Annotated in this window: 15 protein-coding genes; 9 read left to right on the forward strand and 6 right to left on the reverse strand. The window is 66.0% G+C overall.

Annotation, left to right across the window (positions count from 1 at the left end):
• Nucleotides 1-96: 96 nt before the first annotated feature.
• Complete coding sequence (locus CEX87_RS15205; protein ID WP_064398371.1) at nt 97-1,638, reverse strand: molybdopterin-dependent oxidoreductase; 1,542 nt, start codon at nt 1,636-1,638, stop codon at nt 97-99.
• A 103-nt stretch (nt 1,639-1,741) separates the two neighbouring features.
• On the opposite strand from CEX87_RS15205, the gene CEX87_RS15210 reads away from it, so the two are divergent.
• On the forward strand, nt 1,742-2,509 hold the full coding sequence (locus tag CEX87_RS15210) for an SDR family NAD(P)-dependent oxidoreductase (protein ID WP_064398373.1): 768 nt from the start codon (nt 1,742-1,744) through the stop codon (nt 2,507-2,509).
• Nucleotides 2,510-2,627: 118 nt separating this feature from the next.
• On the forward strand, nt 2,628-3,692 hold the full coding sequence (locus CEX87_RS15215; RefSeq protein ID WP_064425134.1) for a phosphotransferase family protein: 1,065 nt from the start codon (nt 2,628-2,630) through the stop codon (nt 3,690-3,692).
• Here CEX87_RS15215 and CEX87_RS15220 read toward each other — a convergent pair.
• Nucleotides 3,689-4,438: a sulfite exporter TauE/SafE family protein gene (locus CEX87_RS15220; RefSeq protein ID WP_094287948.1), complete on the reverse strand. Its 750-nt coding sequence runs from the start codon at nt 4,436-4,438 to the stop codon at nt 3,689-3,691. The genes CEX87_RS15215 and CEX87_RS15220 overlap by 4 nt on opposite strands.
• A gap of 396 nt (nt 4,439-4,834) precedes the next feature.
• Here CEX87_RS15220 and CEX87_RS15225 point away from each other — a divergent pair, with 396 nt between their 5' ends.
• Nucleotides 4,835-5,326: a hypothetical protein gene (locus CEX87_RS15225; RefSeq protein ID WP_064398382.1), complete on the forward strand. Its 492-nt coding sequence runs from the start codon at nt 4,835-4,837 to the stop codon at nt 5,324-5,326.
• Between the two features lie 93 nt (nt 5,327-5,419).
• On the opposite strand, the gene CEX87_RS15230 is transcribed toward CEX87_RS15225, so the two are convergent.
• Complete coding sequence (locus CEX87_RS15230) at nt 5,420-6,904, reverse strand: cytochrome P450 (RefSeq protein WP_094287950.1); 1,485 nt, start codon at nt 6,902-6,904, stop codon at nt 5,420-5,422.
• Nucleotides 6,905-7,022: 118 nt separating this feature from the next.
• On the opposite strand from CEX87_RS15230, the gene CEX87_RS15235 reads away from it, so the two are divergent.
• Both CEX87_RS15235 and CEX87_RS15240 read left to right on the forward strand, forming a co-directional pair.
• Nucleotides 7,023-7,658: a TetR/AcrR family transcriptional regulator gene (locus CEX87_RS15235; protein ID WP_094287952.1), complete on the forward strand. Its 636-nt coding sequence runs from the start codon at nt 7,023-7,025 to the stop codon at nt 7,656-7,658.
• A gap of 26 nt (nt 7,659-7,684) precedes the next feature.
• On the forward strand, nt 7,685-8,545 hold the full coding sequence (locus tag CEX87_RS15240; protein WP_064398389.1) for an SDR family oxidoreductase: 861 nt from the start codon (nt 7,685-7,687) through the stop codon (nt 8,543-8,545).
• Here CEX87_RS15240 and CEX87_RS15245 read toward each other — a convergent pair.
• The 3 genes from CEX87_RS15245 to CEX87_RS15255 are packed head-to-tail and all read right to left on the reverse strand — an operon-like array spanning nt 8,542 to nt 11,441.
• The gene (locus tag CEX87_RS15245) at nt 8,542-9,732 is read right to left on the reverse strand and encodes an AAA family ATPase (RefSeq protein WP_064417655.1); all 1,191 of its coding nucleotides are present in this window, start codon (nt 9,730-9,732) and stop codon (nt 8,542-8,544) included. The genes CEX87_RS15240 and CEX87_RS15245 overlap by 4 nt on opposite strands.
• Before the next feature lies 1 nt (nt 9,733).
• Nucleotides 9,734-10,804, reverse strand: a complete 1,071-nt coding sequence (locus tag CEX87_RS15250; RefSeq protein WP_094288014.1) for a DNA polymerase IV — start codon at nt 10,802-10,804, stop codon at nt 9,734-9,736.
• 28 nt (nt 10,805-10,832) lie between these two features.
• On the reverse strand, nt 10,833-11,441 hold the full coding sequence (locus CEX87_RS15255) for a TetR/AcrR family transcriptional regulator (RefSeq protein WP_064398393.1): 609 nt from the start codon (nt 11,439-11,441) through the stop codon (nt 10,833-10,835).
• Nucleotides 11,442-11,531: 90 nt separating this feature from the next.
• Between CEX87_RS15255 and CEX87_RS15260 the strand changes: the two genes are divergently transcribed.
• From CEX87_RS15260 to nrdE, 4 genes are all read left to right on the forward strand, one after another.
• The gene (locus tag CEX87_RS15260) at nt 11,532-12,095 is read left to right on the forward strand and encodes an NAD(P)H-dependent oxidoreductase (RefSeq protein ID WP_064417656.1); all 564 of its coding nucleotides are present in this window, start codon (nt 11,532-11,534) and stop codon (nt 12,093-12,095) included.
• 495 nt (nt 12,096-12,590) lie between these two features.
• Nucleotides 12,591-12,839, forward strand: a complete 249-nt coding sequence (locus CEX87_RS15265; RefSeq protein ID WP_064348903.1) for a redoxin NrdH — start codon at nt 12,591-12,593, stop codon at nt 12,837-12,839.
• A gap of 50 nt (nt 12,840-12,889) precedes the next feature.
• Nucleotides 12,890-13,333 (forward strand): class Ib ribonucleoside-diphosphate reductase assembly flavoprotein NrdI, encoded by a 444-nt coding sequence (nrdI, locus tag CEX87_RS15270; RefSeq protein ID WP_064398397.1) that lies wholly within the window; start codon nt 12,890-12,892, stop codon nt 13,331-13,333.
• Nucleotides 13,334-13,350: 17 nt separating this feature from the next.
• Nucleotides 13,351-15,468 carry a class 1b ribonucleoside-diphosphate reductase subunit alpha gene (nrdE, locus tag CEX87_RS15275; RefSeq protein ID WP_174523481.1) on the forward strand — a complete coding sequence of 706 codons (2,118 nt, stop codon included), beginning with the start codon at nt 13,351-13,353 and terminating at the stop codon, nt 15,466-15,468.
• Nucleotides 15,469-15,521: the final 53 nt, after the last annotated feature.

Genomic DNA, 15,521 nt, shown 5'->3' on the forward strand with positions numbered 1-15,521 from the left:
GCGTGGGCCCACACGCCAGTAGGGGACGACCGCGATTGCACGCCTATTAGCGGCGTGTCGAGGAACAAACACTGAACGGTCGCTCGCAGCAGAGAACTAGGTGACTTCGAAGTCGACGCTGTGCCAGCCGGTGGCGCCGTCGGGGATCGGTTGGGCGATGGCGGCGGTCTGTGTCGCGCCGGTGTTGTCGGTGGCCCGCACCGTGATGGTGTGCGGTCCGGGCTGAGCGGCCTGCCACGGGAAACTCCACAGCCGCCAGGTCTCGTTGGAGTAGGCGGCGCCGAGTTCGGCCGGTTGCCAATCGCCCTGTCCGGCGGGTCCGTCGACGCGCACCTCGACGTTGCGCACCCCGCGGTTCTGCGCCCACGCCACGCCACCGAATGTCACCGCCCCGCGGGGCACGTCTTGACCACTGCGCGGCACGTCGATCCGCGACTCGGTCTTGATCGGCCCGCGCGGTGACCACCCCAGACGGGTCCAGTAGGCCTGGGCGCGGTCGAACCGCGTCACCTCGAGGTCGACCACCCACTTCGTCGCCGAGACATACCCGTACAACCCGGGAACCACCAGGCGGGCGGGATAGCCGTGCTCGGTCGGCAGCGGTTCGCCGTTCATGCCGACCGCCAGCAGCGAGCCTCGGTCGTCGGTGAGCGCCTCGACCGGAGTGCCTGCGGTGAACCCGTCGATCGACATCGACAGCACCATGTCCGCGTCACGGTGAATCCCGGCTTCGGCCAACAGGTCTGACACGCGGTATCCCGTCCACGTGGCGTTGCCGATCAGGTCACCGCCGACCGGGTTCGATACACACGTGAGCGTCACCACTTTCTCGACCACGTCGAATCGGTCGAGATCGTCGAAGCGCAAAGTGATTTCGCGATCGACCATGCCGTGGATCCGCAGCTGCCAGCTCTCGCGACTCAACTGCGGCACGCTCAGCGCGGTGTCGATCCGGTAGAAGTCAGCGTTGTTGGTGACGAATGACGGCAGCCCAACACCTTTCGGCTGCACCGTCGCGGGGATCGGGGGAGCGGCGACGTCGACCGGCGGCAGCGCGAATGCCGTGCGGTCACCGGAGACCGAGGTCGTGAGGCGCGACAGCACAACGCCACCCACTCCGGTCAGCGCGCCCGCCCCGAGGAAGCCCAGCGTGAGCAACGACAGCCGTCGGCCGGGATCGGGTCCCTCGTCGGTGGCGGCCTGCCCGTCGTCGGTGAACCGCCCCGACGTCAGCAGTCGCAGCACCGCGACGCCGCACGCGGCGCCGACCACCGTGGGCAGGGTGTCCAACAGCGTCGCCCCCGCGCGCGAGAGCACCGCTGCGCACCCGGCGACGCCGGCTGCGACGATCGCGACGCTGCCGATCGGGAAGCGCCGGGTCTCCAGCGCCGCGGTGGCGGCGGCCACGACGGCGATCACCGCGAGCACGAGCATCGACAGGACGAGTTTGTCGGCCATCCCGAAGGTCTGGATCGCCCACTCTTTGACCGGGGCGGGCGTCAGGTCGATCACCGCCGACCCGACGGCGGTACGCGAGTCGGCCCGCGGCCCGACGAAGACCGCCAGCAATTGGGTCACGCCCAGCGCGACGGCGGCCGCTGCGATGCCGCCCATCGCCTTGGTGCTGCGCGACGTCATGCCGCTCAAAGTACTCACGTTGGCGACCCGACGGGCTTACCGAATGGTGACGTCAGCTAGGTTGCTTTACGAATCGAGCTCTTTTTGGAAAGGGGAGACCCAGGTGGAGATTTCTGGCAAGAAGGCCATCGTCGTCGGCGGAGCGTCCGGCTTCGGCAAGGCGACGGCCGAGTTGCTGGCTCAACGCGGCGCGGACGTGGCGATTCTGGACCGCCCGCAGTCGAAGGGCAAGGAAGTTGCCGACGCGATCGGCGCCTCCTTCTTCGAGGTGGACGTCACCGACTTCGAGGGCACCGAGAAGGTGCTGCAGCAGGCGATCGACAAGCTCGGCGCGCTGCACATCATCGTGACGACGGCCGGCGGCGGCGCCGCCGAGCGCACGGTCAAGAAGGACGGTCCGCACAGCCTCGACACGTTCCGTAAGTGCGTGGACCTCAACCTCATCGGCACGTTCAACATCAGCAGGCTGGCCGGCTGGCAGATGAGCCAGCAGGACCTCGTCGACGACGAGCAGGAAGAGCGCGGCGTCATCATCAACACCGCCTCGATCGCGGCGTTCGAGGGCCAGATCGGGCAGGTCGCCTACACCGCGTCCAAGGCCGCAATCGCCGGGATGTGCCTGACGATGGCCCGCGACATGGGCAGCCTGGGCATCCGGGCGCTGGCAATCGCGCCGAGTCTGTTCGCCACGGGGCTGACCGAGGGCATTCCCGACGAGTTCGCCAAGGCACTGACCAAGGACGCGGCGTTCCCGAAGCGGCTCGGCAAGCCCGAGGAGTACGCCAAGCTGGTGGCCGCGATCGTCGAGAACCCGATGCTCAACGGCCAGTGCCTGCGCCTGGATGCGGGCCAGCGCTTCGCCCCCAAGTAGAAGCGGGATTTCGGTGTAGTTGGTTGCGCTCACCGCCACCAACTACACCGAAATCGCTGATAGGGTGAGGCGGCCGACTCCCGTGCGGCTTCCGCGACCGACCTGACACGATGGCTGCATGCCCGACGACGCGCATCAACTTCCGACACTGAGCCACGACGACCAGGCCGCACTCCAGCAGTGGGTGCGCGCGCAGGGTCTGGGGACGACGGTCAGCGACGTCGAACCGCTGACCGGCGGGACGCAGAACATCGTGGTGCGCTTGCTGATCGACGACCGGCCCATGGTGCTTCGTCGACCGCCGGCACATCCGCGGCCGACGAGCGACAAGACGATGCTGCGCGAGATCGCGGCGTTGCGGACGCTGGCGGGGACACCGGTGCCGCATCCCGGATTCATCGCCGGCTGTGAGGATCTCAGCGTCCTCGGCGTGGTCTTCTACCTGATGGAAGTGGTCGACGGCTTCAACCCCGGCGATGACATGTCGGAGGCCTACGTGCGCGATCCGGCTATGCGCCATCAAGTGGGGTTGTCGTATGCGGCGAGCCTGGCCGCGCTCGGGCAGGTCGAGTGGGAGGGCAGCCCGCTCGCCGAGCTTAAACGGCCGGGATCCTTTCTGGAGCGCCAGGTTCCGCAGTTCCTCCGTTTGCTCGAGAGCTACCGCCACGACCGATACGACCCCGAGTCGCTTGCCGTGACCGAACTCGCCGAGTGGCTGGCGTCGAACCTGCCGCCGGAGGGTCGGCCGGGTGTCCTGCACGGTGACCCGCACCTGAGCAATGTGCTGCTGCGTCGCGACAGGCCAGAGGTGGCGGCGTTCGTCGACTGGGAGATGTGCACGATCGGCGATCCGCTGCTCGATCTGGGCTGGATGCTGATCTGCTGGCCGTTGGAGACCAACACGATCACCGCGGGCGCAGAGCTCGCCGCGCTCGGCGGACTGGCCACCCGTCGCGAACTCCTCGACGCCTACCTCGAAGCCGGTGGCCGCGAAACATCAAGCCTCGATTGGTATGTCGCGATGGCGTGCTTCAAGCTGGGGATCGTCATCGAGGGCACCTGGTCGCGGTTCCTGATCGGTCAGGCGAGCCGGGACGCGGGGGAGCGGTTGCATGCCAACGCCCAGAACCTCATCGACCTCGGCAAGCGGGTGATCAAGGGCGACAGCCCCTTCGAGCTCTAGGCGTAGGTGTCGATCGCCAGCTGGACGGCCAGCGCCACGCCGGCCGCGCCGATCATCACACGCAACGGCCCGGCGGGTGCGTGCCGCACGACGACCGGCCCGAGCCGGGAGCCGATCAGACAGCCCAGGCCCAGCACCAACATCGCACCCCACTGCACCGGCGCCAGCATCGCGAACACCACGGCCGCCACGAGGTTCGCCACACCCAGGATCACGTTCTTGCCCGCGTTGGCCTCCGCAAGCGACGCGTGGCCGGTGCGCAAGAGGAGCGCCAGCAGCAGCACACCCGCGGCCGCACCGAAATAGCCGCCGTAGATACAGATCAGGAACACCGCGCTCGCCTCGATGACCACCGCTGCACGGCGACGCCCCGTGCTCGGCTCGTCACCGGGAGCCCGGCGGGGCAGCAGGATCGCCACTGAGGCGACACCGAGCAGAATCGGCACCGATCTCTCGAAGCCCTCGGCGGGCGTGGTGAGCAGCAGCGCGGCGCCGGCCACACCGCCGACCACCGCGATCGGTGCGGTGCGCAGGATCCACCGGCCCTGCCCCCTGAGTTCTGGACGCGACCCCAACACCGAGCCGATGCCGTTGAACACCAGCGCCACGGTGTTCGTCACATTGGCGGTGACCGGGGGCAACCCGAAGAGCAGCAGCGCGGGATAGGTGGCCACCGAAGCCAACCCGGCGATGCTGCCGGTGAGCCCGCCGAGAACGCCGGCGGCGAACAGCAGGGCCCACGTCATCGAAGGTCACGCTACGGCCAGCACGTGGCGTCCGAAGATTCAAGGCGCTGTGATCTGCCTCGCTCGGCCGCCGTCAGTCAGCAGGCGTTGCTGCGCTCGCCGCCCTGGCCGCGGATCCGCCGGTGCGGCCTCCCGGGCGGATAGCCGTGCATCCTGGTGACGGGGTCGGACCACTCCCAGCGGTCCTCCGCGCAGAAAGACAGTCGGAAGGCGAAGGACCGACGGTCAGTTTGCGAACGGTTTTTTCTTTGCGGCCCGGTCGGTGGTTGTCTACGATCGAACGCGTGCCGAGGCGACTCGTAGTAGCAACCCGCAGCGGGGTCTGATCTGACCGACCCCTCGCTGTGGGTCGTCGCTACGTAGTCGGTCACTTCTCTTGGAAGAAAAGACCGGCACATGACCTCGTTTGCAACACAATCCGCTACCAGCGCACCGTCGGCGTTCGCGGCCTGTCTCGACGCCCCGCCGCCCCGCGGTCTGCGCGAGGAGGCCGACGCGATGTCTTTCGACACCTTTCTCGCCGAGTACGCGCCCACGTCGGGACCGGTGAGGCTGGGCAACTGGAGCTGCGCCGACGGCAGTCGCCCCGCTCACCGGCTGGGCCCGCGCAACTATCAGGCGACGCTGGCCATCGGGGACCGCATCTGCACGACGACAGCGGCCGCGCCCGGTCCCGTCGCCGCACTGACCTCGATGCTCTACGACCGCGGGATCTCGGTGGAGATGACCGCCTTTCACCAGGTGCGCGCCGGTGAGCGCACCGCCACCTTCATCCGCGGCTCCGACGGGCTGAATTCGGAGTGGGCGATGGGGCTGTCCGAGGACGCCACGCAGTCGGCGTTGAGCGCCGTCATCGCGTGTGCCAATCGCCTGCTGGTGGCGTCCTGATCTGACCCGCCGCCTGAGCGCCGCGAAATTGCATTCCGGCAGGCCGTCACTCGAACAATCGCTGCTGGAATGCCATTTCGCGGCAACGACGGGTCAGTGCAGCGGACGCAGCACGATGTGCATGCCGTCCTTGGGCACCGGCATGCCGCCGTAATCCCACTCGGTCGTGTAGTCCGGGCGGGGCAGTTCGAGCCGGTACTTGCGCAGCAGCCGGTGCAGGATTGTCTTGACCTCCAGCTGGCCGAAGGTCATGCCGATGCACTTGTGCGCGCCGCCGCCGAAGGGGCTGAACGCGTAGCGGTGCTGCTTGTGCTCGTTGCGCGGCTCGGTGAACCGCAACGGGTCGAACTTCATCGGGTCGGGGTAGAACTCCTCGAGCCGGTGGTTCATCCCCGGATAGGCGATGACGTTGGTGCCCTTCGGCAGGTAGTAGCCGAGCAGCTCGGTGTCGCGCACGGTTTGACGCATGGCCCACTGCACCGGCGTCACCAGGCGGATCGACTCGTTCATCACCAGATCCAGCGACTCGAGCTTGTCCAGCGACTCGATGTCGGCAGGCCCGTCTCCGAGGCGATCGGACTCCTCGCGGCAGCGCTCCTGCCACTCGGGATGTTTGGCGAGGTGGTAGATCATCGTCGTCGCCGTCGAGGTCGACGTGTCATGCGCGGCCATCATCAAGAAGATCATGTGGTTGACGATGTCCTCGTCGGAGAACTTGTTGCCGTCCTCGTCCTCGGTGTGGCACAGCACCGTCAACAGATCCGAGCCGTCCTTGCCGCGGCGTTCCTTGACCCGCTCCTCGAAGTACTCCTCGAGCAGCTTGCGGGCCTGCATACCGCGCCACCAGGTGAACGGGCGCACCGGTTTGCGGATGATCGCGTTGCCGGCGCGGGTCGTGGTGGTGAACGCCTGGTTGACCTTGGTGACCAGCTCCTTGTCGGAGCCGGGTTCGTGGCCCATGAACACCATCGAGGCGATGTCGAGGGTCAGTTCCTTCATCGCCGGGTACATCAGGAAGCGCCCGTCGTTGACGACCCAGTCGTTGGCGATCACCTGCGAGACCACGTGGTCGACCTGCTCCTGGTATCCGACCAGCCGGGAGCGGACGAACGCCTCCTGCATGATGCGCCGGTGGAACATGTGCTCCTCGAAGTCCAGGAGCATCAGGCCGCGATGGAAGAACGGCCCGATCACCGGAACCCAGCCCTGCTGGGAGAAGTCCTTGTTGCGGTTGGAGTAGACGGCCTGCGCGGCGTCGGGGCCCAGCGCCGCGACGGCGGGCAGCGCAGGCGAGTCGGCGTAATACAGCGGGCCGTACTTGCGGTAGACGTGCAGCAGATAGTCCGGTCCGCCACGGAACATCTCGATCATGTGCCCGAGGATCGGCAGACCGGCGTCGCCGATCACCGGCTTGAGATCGCTGCCCGGGGGCGGCTCGGCCATCGGCTTCTGTGGGAAATCCGTGTTGAGCAGCTTGCGCTCAACGATTCCCATGCCGGGGAAGTTGTTGAACGACGGGGTCAACCGGCGCTTGGCCTGGTCGAGCAGATAGTCCGTCGTGCTGATCGTCGCGGTCATTCACGAGCTCCTGATGCAAAGGAATGTGGCCGTTGTCACTCTCATCACCATCCTGGATGGCAGACTTGACGCATGTCAAGTTTTGTTCTGGCGCGGCGCGGTGCAAAGGTCTAGGGCGATGAGCGCCCAACCAGCATCGCAAACGCGTCGCAGCCGCGGTGACCGGCAGCGTGACGCGATCCTCAGCGCCGTGCGCGACCTGGTTCAGCAACAGCCGTTCGCGGATCTGTCGGTCAGCGCCATAAGCGAATACGCCGGTGTCGCCCGCTCCGGGTTTTACTTCTACTTCGACTCCAAGTACGCGGTGCTCGCCGAGATCCTGGCGGGCGCCGGCGAGATGCTCGACAGCCTCACCCACCACTTCGCACCCCGCGAGCCGGGGGAGACGCCCGAGGCGTTCGCGAAACGGATGGTGGGCAGCGCGGCAGCGGTATACGCCAACGACGACCCGGTGCTGACCGCGTGTGCGGTGGCGCGCAACACCGACGCCAAGATCCGCGAGATGATGGACGACTTCTACGACGGCATCATCGACAAGCTGATCGCGCTGCTGGAGAACGACGCCGACGCGCGCCCGATCTCCGGTGACCTGCCCGCGCTCGTCCGGACACTGGCCGCGACCACGACGATGACGCTGACGCACGACAGTACGTTCGTCGGCCGCGGGATCGACCCCCGCCGGGCCGTGGACACCCTCGAGCGGCTGTGGGTGGCGGCGTTCTGGGGGCACATGCAGCCGTCCGGCCAGCGGTAAGGCCGAGGGTCAGTATCCTCACCGCCATGGCGCACACCGGGTATGCGAACAAGCGTTGTTTTTTGACCGGGGCCGCCAGCGGCATCGGCCGCGCGACCGCATTGAAGCTGGCCGCCGAGGGCGCCGAGCTCTATCTGACCGACCGCGACGCCGAAGGTCTGGAAAAGACCGTCGCCGACGCGCGCGCCCTGGGTGCCGAAGTGGCCGAGTACCGCGCTCTTGATATCTCCGACTACGACGCGGTGGTCGCGTTCGCCGACGACATTCATTCGCGTCACCCCGCGATGGACATCGTGATGAACATCGCGGGGGTATCGGCGTGGGGCACCGTCTCGACGCTGACGCACCAACACTGGAAGTCCATGGTCGACATCAACCTGATGGGACCGATCCACGTCATCGAGGCGTTCGTGCCGCGGATGGTCGCGGCAGGCACGGGCGGCCACATCGTCAACGTGTCCTCGGCGGCCGGGCTGGTCGCGCTGCCCTGGCATGCGGCCTACAGCGCGAGCAAGTTCGGGCTGCGCGGCATGTCCGAGGTACTGCGCTTCGATCTGGCCCGCCACCGCATCGGCGTGTCGGTGGTGGTTCCGGGGGCGGTGAAAACGCCTCTGGTGCAGACGGTTCAGATCGCCGGCGTCGACCGCGAAGACCCACGGGTCAAGAAGTGGACCGATCGCTTCAGCGGGCACGCGGTCTCGCCCGAGCGTGCCGCCGAGTGCATCCTCAAAGGCGTGCGGCGCAACCGGTTTCTGATCTACACCTCGGCCGACATCAGGGCGCTCTATCTGTTCAAGCGCACGTTGTGGTGGCCGTACAGCGTCGCGATGCGCGGGGCGAACGTGTTATTCACCAAGGCGCTGCGACCGTCGGCGCAACGGGGTTAGCGCTTACCCCAGTCCCACGCGGGCATGGTGAGCATGCCGAGGCCCTCGACCCGTGTTTCGCCGAGGTCCTTGTACAACGGGATCTCGACTGCGGCCGCCTCCCTCTCGGGGTCCTCGCGGACGGGAACGGTGTCGAGGTGTCCGAGTAGGGCCTTGGAATGGGTGACGACGACGACCTGCGTGGTGTCGGCCGCGGCGCGGATCAGCGACGCCAGCGGGCCCACCAGGTCGGGGTGCAAGGATGTCTCCGGTTCGTTGAGCACCATCAGCGACGGTGGCCGCGGGCTCAGCAGCGCAGCGGCCCATAGAAGGAATCGCAGTGTGCCGTCGGATAATTCGGCGGCCCGCAGCGGCCGCAGCATACCCGGCTGATGCAGCTGCAGATCGAACAGCCCGTCGTGCACGGAAATCGTCACCGTCGCGCCATCGAAGGCCCCGGCGATGGCCCGTTGCAGGTCGTCGTGACCTGCCTCGATGATGGTCTGGATCGCGGCGGCCAGGTCGCTGCCGTCGTCGGAGAGCACGGGCGTGCGGGTCCCGACGGTGCGTTGTCGGGAGGGCGCCGCGGGATCGACGCGAAAGCCGTCGTAGAAGCGCCAGTTGCGCAACCGGTCCCGCACCGCCGCAAGCTCCGGATGCGCACCGGGATGGGCGTATTCGGCGAGCACACTGCGGTAGGCCGGAAGTGCTTGCGTCACTTTGTCGAATCCGCGTCCGCTTTCGGCGCGCGCCTCGACGTAGTCACGGGTCCGGCGCACCAGGGTCGAACTGTTGCGCATGACGGGGCCCGCGAACACCGCCTCGCGCTTGATCTCCGGATCGAGTGAGAACAGCGATTCATGGCCCGCCATCTGAGGAAGACCGAGGTCGACGAGGTATCCGAAGTCATCTGTGGCGAAACCCAGTTCGAGTGACACCGGACCCGTGCGCGTCGTGCCTTGCACCTGTCCGGTGCGGCGCGCTCCGCCGAGTTCTTCGGGACCCGCCCACAGCACCGACTGCAGCCCACCCTCGCGGGCCAGCGATCCGATCACCTCACCGCGGCCGCAGTCGGCGAGCAGGCGCAACGCCCGATACAGCGACGACTTCCCCGTCCCGTTGGCGCCGGTGACGACGGTCAGCTGCGCGAGCGGCAGCACGATCTCGCGCAGCGAGCGGTATCCGCGGATGGCGACCGTGGTGAGCACCTCAGTACCCGCCTTCCGGCGGCGCCAGTTCGAGTCGCACGCCCAACAACCGGACAGGCCGGTCGAGTTCGAACTGGGCGAGTATGTCGAGCGCCGTTCGCGTGATCTGCGTTTCGTCCACTGTGGGTTCGGGGAGCTTGCGGATCTTGGTCCTGGTGTAGAAGGTCTTGGTTCGCACCGTCACCGCCACCCGGGTGACGACCCGATTCTGCTCGACGATCTCGTTCAGCGTCTGCCGCGCCAAATCGACGACCGCGGTGTTCATCTCGTCGCGCTCGGTCAAGTCGCGAGGGAAGGTGATGACGTGGCTGCGCGACCGCGGCACCCATGGTGCGGCGCTGACGTCGGTGTCTCCGCCACCCTTGGCGAGCAGCAGGATCCACAGCCCGGTGGTTGGGCCGAAAGTCTCGGTGAGCACGGTCGCGTCGGTGCCGGCGAGGTCGGCGACGGTGCTGATGCCCATCGTCGCAAGCTTCTTCGCCGTCTTCGGGCCGATTCCCCAGAGCGCGTCGACTTCACGGTCGCCCATCACGGCCATCCAGTTCTCGTCGGTGAGTTGGTACACCCCCGCCGAGTCACCGGGCTCCCGTCTCGGCTTGCCGAAGCCGGTCGCGACCTTGGCGCGCTGCTTGTTGTCGCTGATCCCCACCGAGCACGACAGACCCGTTTCGGCGGCGATCACCTCGCGGATCCGCTCGGCGAACTCGAACGGGCTCTGCGAGTCATCCAGCTCGATGCCGACGTAGGCCTCGTCCCAACCCCACACCTCCACGGGATGGCCGAAGTCGCGCAGCAAGCCCATGACCTCCTCGGAGGCCTCGTCGTAGGCATCGGTGTCAAACGGAAGAAACGTCGCATCCGGGCACTTGCGGGCGGCGCTGCGCAACGGCATGCCCGCCCGCACGCCGTATGTCCTGGCCGGATACGACGCGCACGTGACGACCTTGCGGGGCTCGTCCGGGTCGCCGTTGCCGCCGACGATGATCGGCAGCCCGGCCAGTTGCGGCTTGCGGCGGATCTCGACGGCGGCCTGGAACTGGTCGAGATCGACATGCAGGACCCAGCGTCTCATCGGGGCCTTCTGCTCGTCGCGCACGCACTCATCGGCCGCACAGCTTGCGCGCCACCGACTCCCACGCGTCACCGAGCGACTCGATCGTCGCGCCGCGCTCCTGGAGCTGATGCTGCACATAGTCCGCGTCGAGCAATGCCACCAGCGCGGCGGCCTGTGCATCGAGGTCGCCGGTCGTGCCCGCGGACTCCAGCAAGACCCGAACGTGGCGATGGTGCAGCGTCGCGGGGGTGGTGAACCGCATTTGGGGGTCCCGGTTGGCGTCGGAGAGCAGCGCGTGATGCTTGTGTACGAACGTCAACCGATCCCGCCCGTAGGCCAGCAGCCGCTCCAGCGGCGGCGCGCCGGGACCCAGAGGCGGCGGACCGAACAGGAACGCTTCCTGGTGCGCCTTCTCGTCCTCATCGAGCAGCACGATCATCAACCCGGCGCGGCTGCCGAATCGGCGGAACAAGGTGCCCTTGCCGACGCCTGCCGCGGTGGCGATGTCGTCGGTGGTGACCGAGTCGGCACCCCGATCGGCGATGAGACGGCGCGCGGCGTCCAGAAGTAAGGTGCGGTTGCGCGCAGCGTCACCGCGTTCCTGGGGACTCTGGTCGGTGACCGGCAGCTCGTTGAGCGGACGAGGGGCGGCCATGTCAGCAGTTTAGTTCAGACGGAATTATTCGGACCGCAGTCCGGTTCTCTTGTGCGAATGTTTTCATCGGCGATTGAAGGGACTGGAAAGATGTCGGACACTGCGAAGGCGAACGTGCTGGTGTTGCTGGGCAGCCTGCGAGCGGCGTCGATCAACCGGCAGTTGGTCGAACTCGCACTGGAAGCCGCTCCCGACGGTGTTCGTCTGGACTTTTTCGACAGGCTGGGCGAGTTGCCGTTCTACAACGAGGACATCGACAACGACACCCAACGCGGGGGAGCGGCCGACCCCGTGGCGGCGCTGCGCCAAGCTGCCGCCGATGCCGACGCCGCGTTGGTCGTGACCCCCGAGTACAACGGCAGCATCCCGGGCGTGCTCAAGAACGCGATCGACTGGTTGTCGCGGCCGTACGGCAACAGCGCGCTCAAGGACAAGCCGCTCGCGGTCGTCGGCGCGGCCCTCGGGCAGTACGGCGGCCAGTGGGCGCATGACGAGACCCGTAAGAGCTTCGCCATCGCCGGACCGCGGGTCATCGAGGATCTCAAGCTGTCGGTGCCGAGCAAGTCCTTCGACGGGAGGCATCCGCGGGAGAACGCCGAGGTGGCGGCGAACCTGCGCGACGTCATCGGGAAACTGGTCGCGGAAATCGGCTGACCGTTTGGCGCGGACAGGGCCGTCGGCTCGGGGTCTGAGAAGCTCACGGCGGCTTTGCTGGCGGGATTCCACGTTCGGCAGCTATGTCGGTACCGGCTGCTATATCTGGCGCATCGCTGGCCACATCTAGCGCGGAGGGTGCGACACGCCCTCGGTGTGACGTGCGACACGCCGAGGCGCGCCGCTACAAAGAGCTTACGACCTGGGAATTCCAGAATTGTTATTCAGAACATCTGGTATTCCTTCGCAATGTCGGACACTAGGTGTAGTGTTTCGAAGCACCGACAGGCCCCACGATTCCCAAGCTTTCCGAGGGTCGGCCGGAGCCCCCGACCCCGGTTGTATGGGTTTCCCAGACACGGCGGCGGCGGCCTCGGACGGCAGGAATTTTCCGGGTCTGCGGGTTGCTGAAATTCCATGAATCTCGGCAACAAGAAGTGTCCGACCAGTTGCCAGCCAGCGTGCAGGGCCAGTTGTAGAGGAGCCGAACCGCAGATGACTCAGCACTCGATCACCGTGTACACGAAGCCCGCATGCGTGCAGTGCAACGCCACCTACAAGGCGTTGGACAAGCAGGGCATCGCCTACGAGACCGTCGACATCAGCCTCGACAGCGAAGCCCGCGACTACGTGATGGCCCTGGGCTACCTGCAGGCCCCGGTCGTCGTGGCCGGCAACGAGCACTGGTCGGGCTTCCGGCCCGACCGCATCAAGGCACTCGGAGCGGTCGCGGCAACGGCTTAAGCGGCTCAGCCGGCCTACGGGTACTCGACGGGCAGAAAGGGGGGTGCGTGATGAGCAACCTCGTGTACTTCTCCAGTGTCTCGGAGAACACCCATCGCTTCGTCCAGAAGCTGGGCCTGCCCGCGATCCGGATCCCGCTGCATGGGCGCATCGAGGTCGACGAACCCTACGTGTTGGTTCTGCCCACCTACGGCGGTGGGCGGGCCACGCCGGACATCAACGACGGTGGCTATGTGCCCAAACAGGTCATCGCGTTCCTCAACAATGAACACAACCGGTCGTTGATCCGCGGCGTCATCGCCGCGGGCAACAACAACTTCGGCGCCGAGTTCGCCTACGCGGGCAATGTCGTGTCCCGCAAGTGCGGCGTTCCGTACCTGTACCGCTTCGAACTGATGGGAACCCCGGACGACGTCGCCGCCGTCCGTTCGGGTTTGGAAGACTTTTGGAAGGACCAGACGTGTCACCAACCGTCACAGCTGCAGAGCCTGTAACGTCCGCGCCGGCAACGCTGCCGGGCGAGACGGACTACCACGCGCTCAATGCGATGCTGAATCTGTACGACGCCGACGGCAGGATTCAGTTCGACAAGGATGTGCTGGCCGCGCGCGAGTACTTCCTGCAGCACGTCAACCAGAACACGGTCTTCTTCCACAACCAGGACGAGAAACTCGACTACCTGATCCAGAAGGAGTACTACGAGCGTGAGGTACTCGACCAGTACTCGCGTAACTTCGTCAAGACGCTGCTGGATCGGGCGTACGCCAAGAAGTTTCGGTTCCCGACGTTCCTCGGTGCGTTCAAGTACTACACCTCCTACACGCTGAAGACCTTTGACGGAAAGCGGTACCTCGAGCGCTTCGAGGACCGCGTAGTCATGGTGGCGCTCACCCTGGCCGCCGGTGACACCACGCTGGCCGAGAAGCTCGTCGACGAGATCATCGACGGCCGCTTCCAGCCGGCCACGCCGACGTTCCTCAACTCGGGCAAGAAGCAGCGCGGCGAGCCGGTGTCGTGCTTCCTGCTGCGCATCGAGGACAACATGGAGTCGATCGGACGCTCCATCAACTCGGCGCTGCAGCTGTCCAAGCGCGGCGGCGGAGTCGCGTTGCTGCTGACCAACATTCGGGAACACGGCGCACCGATCAAGAACATCGAGAACCAGAGCTCGGGCGTCATCCCGATCATGAAGCTGCTCGAGGACTCGTTCTCCTACGCCAATCAGCTCGGCGCACGCCAGGGCGCCGGTGCGGTCTATCTGCACGCCCACCATCCCGATATCTACCGGTTCCTCGACACCAAGCGCGAGAACGCCGACGAGAAGATCCGGATCAAGACGCTGAGTCTGGGCGTGGTGATCCCCGACATCACGTTCGAGCTGGCCAAGAAGAACGAGGACATGTACCTGTTCTCGCCGTATGACGTCGAACGGGTCTACGGTTTGCCGTTCGCCGACATCTCGGTCACCGAGAAGTACTACGAGATGGTCGACGACAGCCGGATCCGCAAGACGAAGATCAAGGCGCGAGAGTTCTTCCAGACCCTGGCCGAGCTGCAGTTCGAGTCGGGCTACCCGTACATCATGTTCGAGGACACGGTGAACCGGTCGAACCCGATCGACGGCAAGATCACCCACTCGAACCTGTGCTCAGAGATCCTGCAGGTGTCGACTCCCTCGGAGTTCAACGAGGACTTGTCCTACAAGAAGATCGGCAAGGACATCTCGTGCAATTTGGGCTCGTTGAACATCGCCAAGGCGATGGACTCGCCTGACTTCGCACAGACCATCGAGGTGGCCATCCGTGCGCTGACCGCGGTGAGCGATCAGACGCACATCACGTCCGTGCCGTCGATCGAACAGGGCAACAACGACTCTCACGCCATCGGCCTCGGCCAGATGAACCTTCACGGGTACCTGGCCCGCGAGCGGATCTTCTACGGATCCGAAGAGGGTGTGGATTTCACGAACATCTACTTCTACACCGTGCTGTATCACGCGCTGCGGGCGTCGAATCGCATTGCGATCGAACGGGGTAGCGCGTTCAAGGGGTTCGAGAAGTCGAAGTACAAGTCGGGGGAGTTCTTCGACAAGTACACCGAGCAGGTGTGGGAGCCCAAGACCGACAAGGTTCGTCAGCTCTTCGCCGATGCCGGCATCCGGATCCCCGACCAGGAGGACTGGAATCGGCTGAAGGAGTCGGTGCAGCAGCACGGCATCTACAACCAGAACCTGCAGGCCGTGCCGCCGACGGGGTCGATCTCCTACATCAATCACTCGACCAGCTCGATCCACCCGATCGCCAGCAAGGTCGAGATCCGCAAGGAAGGCAAGATCGGCCGCGTCTACTACCCGGCGCCGTACATGACCAATGACAACCTGGAGTACTTCCAGGACGCGTACGAGATCGGGTACGAGAAGGTCATCGACACCTACGCCGCGGCCACCCAACATGTGGACCAGGGTTTGAGCCTGACGCTGTTCTTCAAGGACACGGCCACCACGCGCGACGTCAACAAGGCGCAGATCTACGCCTGGCGTAAGGGCATCAAGACGCTGTACTACATCCGGCTGCGCCAAATGGCTTTGGAAGGCACTGAGGTGGAGGGCTGCGTGTCCTGCATGTTGTAGAGCCGGCGTGAGGAACGAGGGTTACACCCGCGGTCTGCCCCCGGCTCCCAAGC

Source organism: Mycobacterium lehmannii, from assembly GCF_002245535.1.
GTDB classification, from domain to species: domain Bacteria; phylum Actinomycetota; class Actinomycetes; order Mycobacteriales; family Mycobacteriaceae; genus Mycobacterium; species Mycobacterium lehmannii.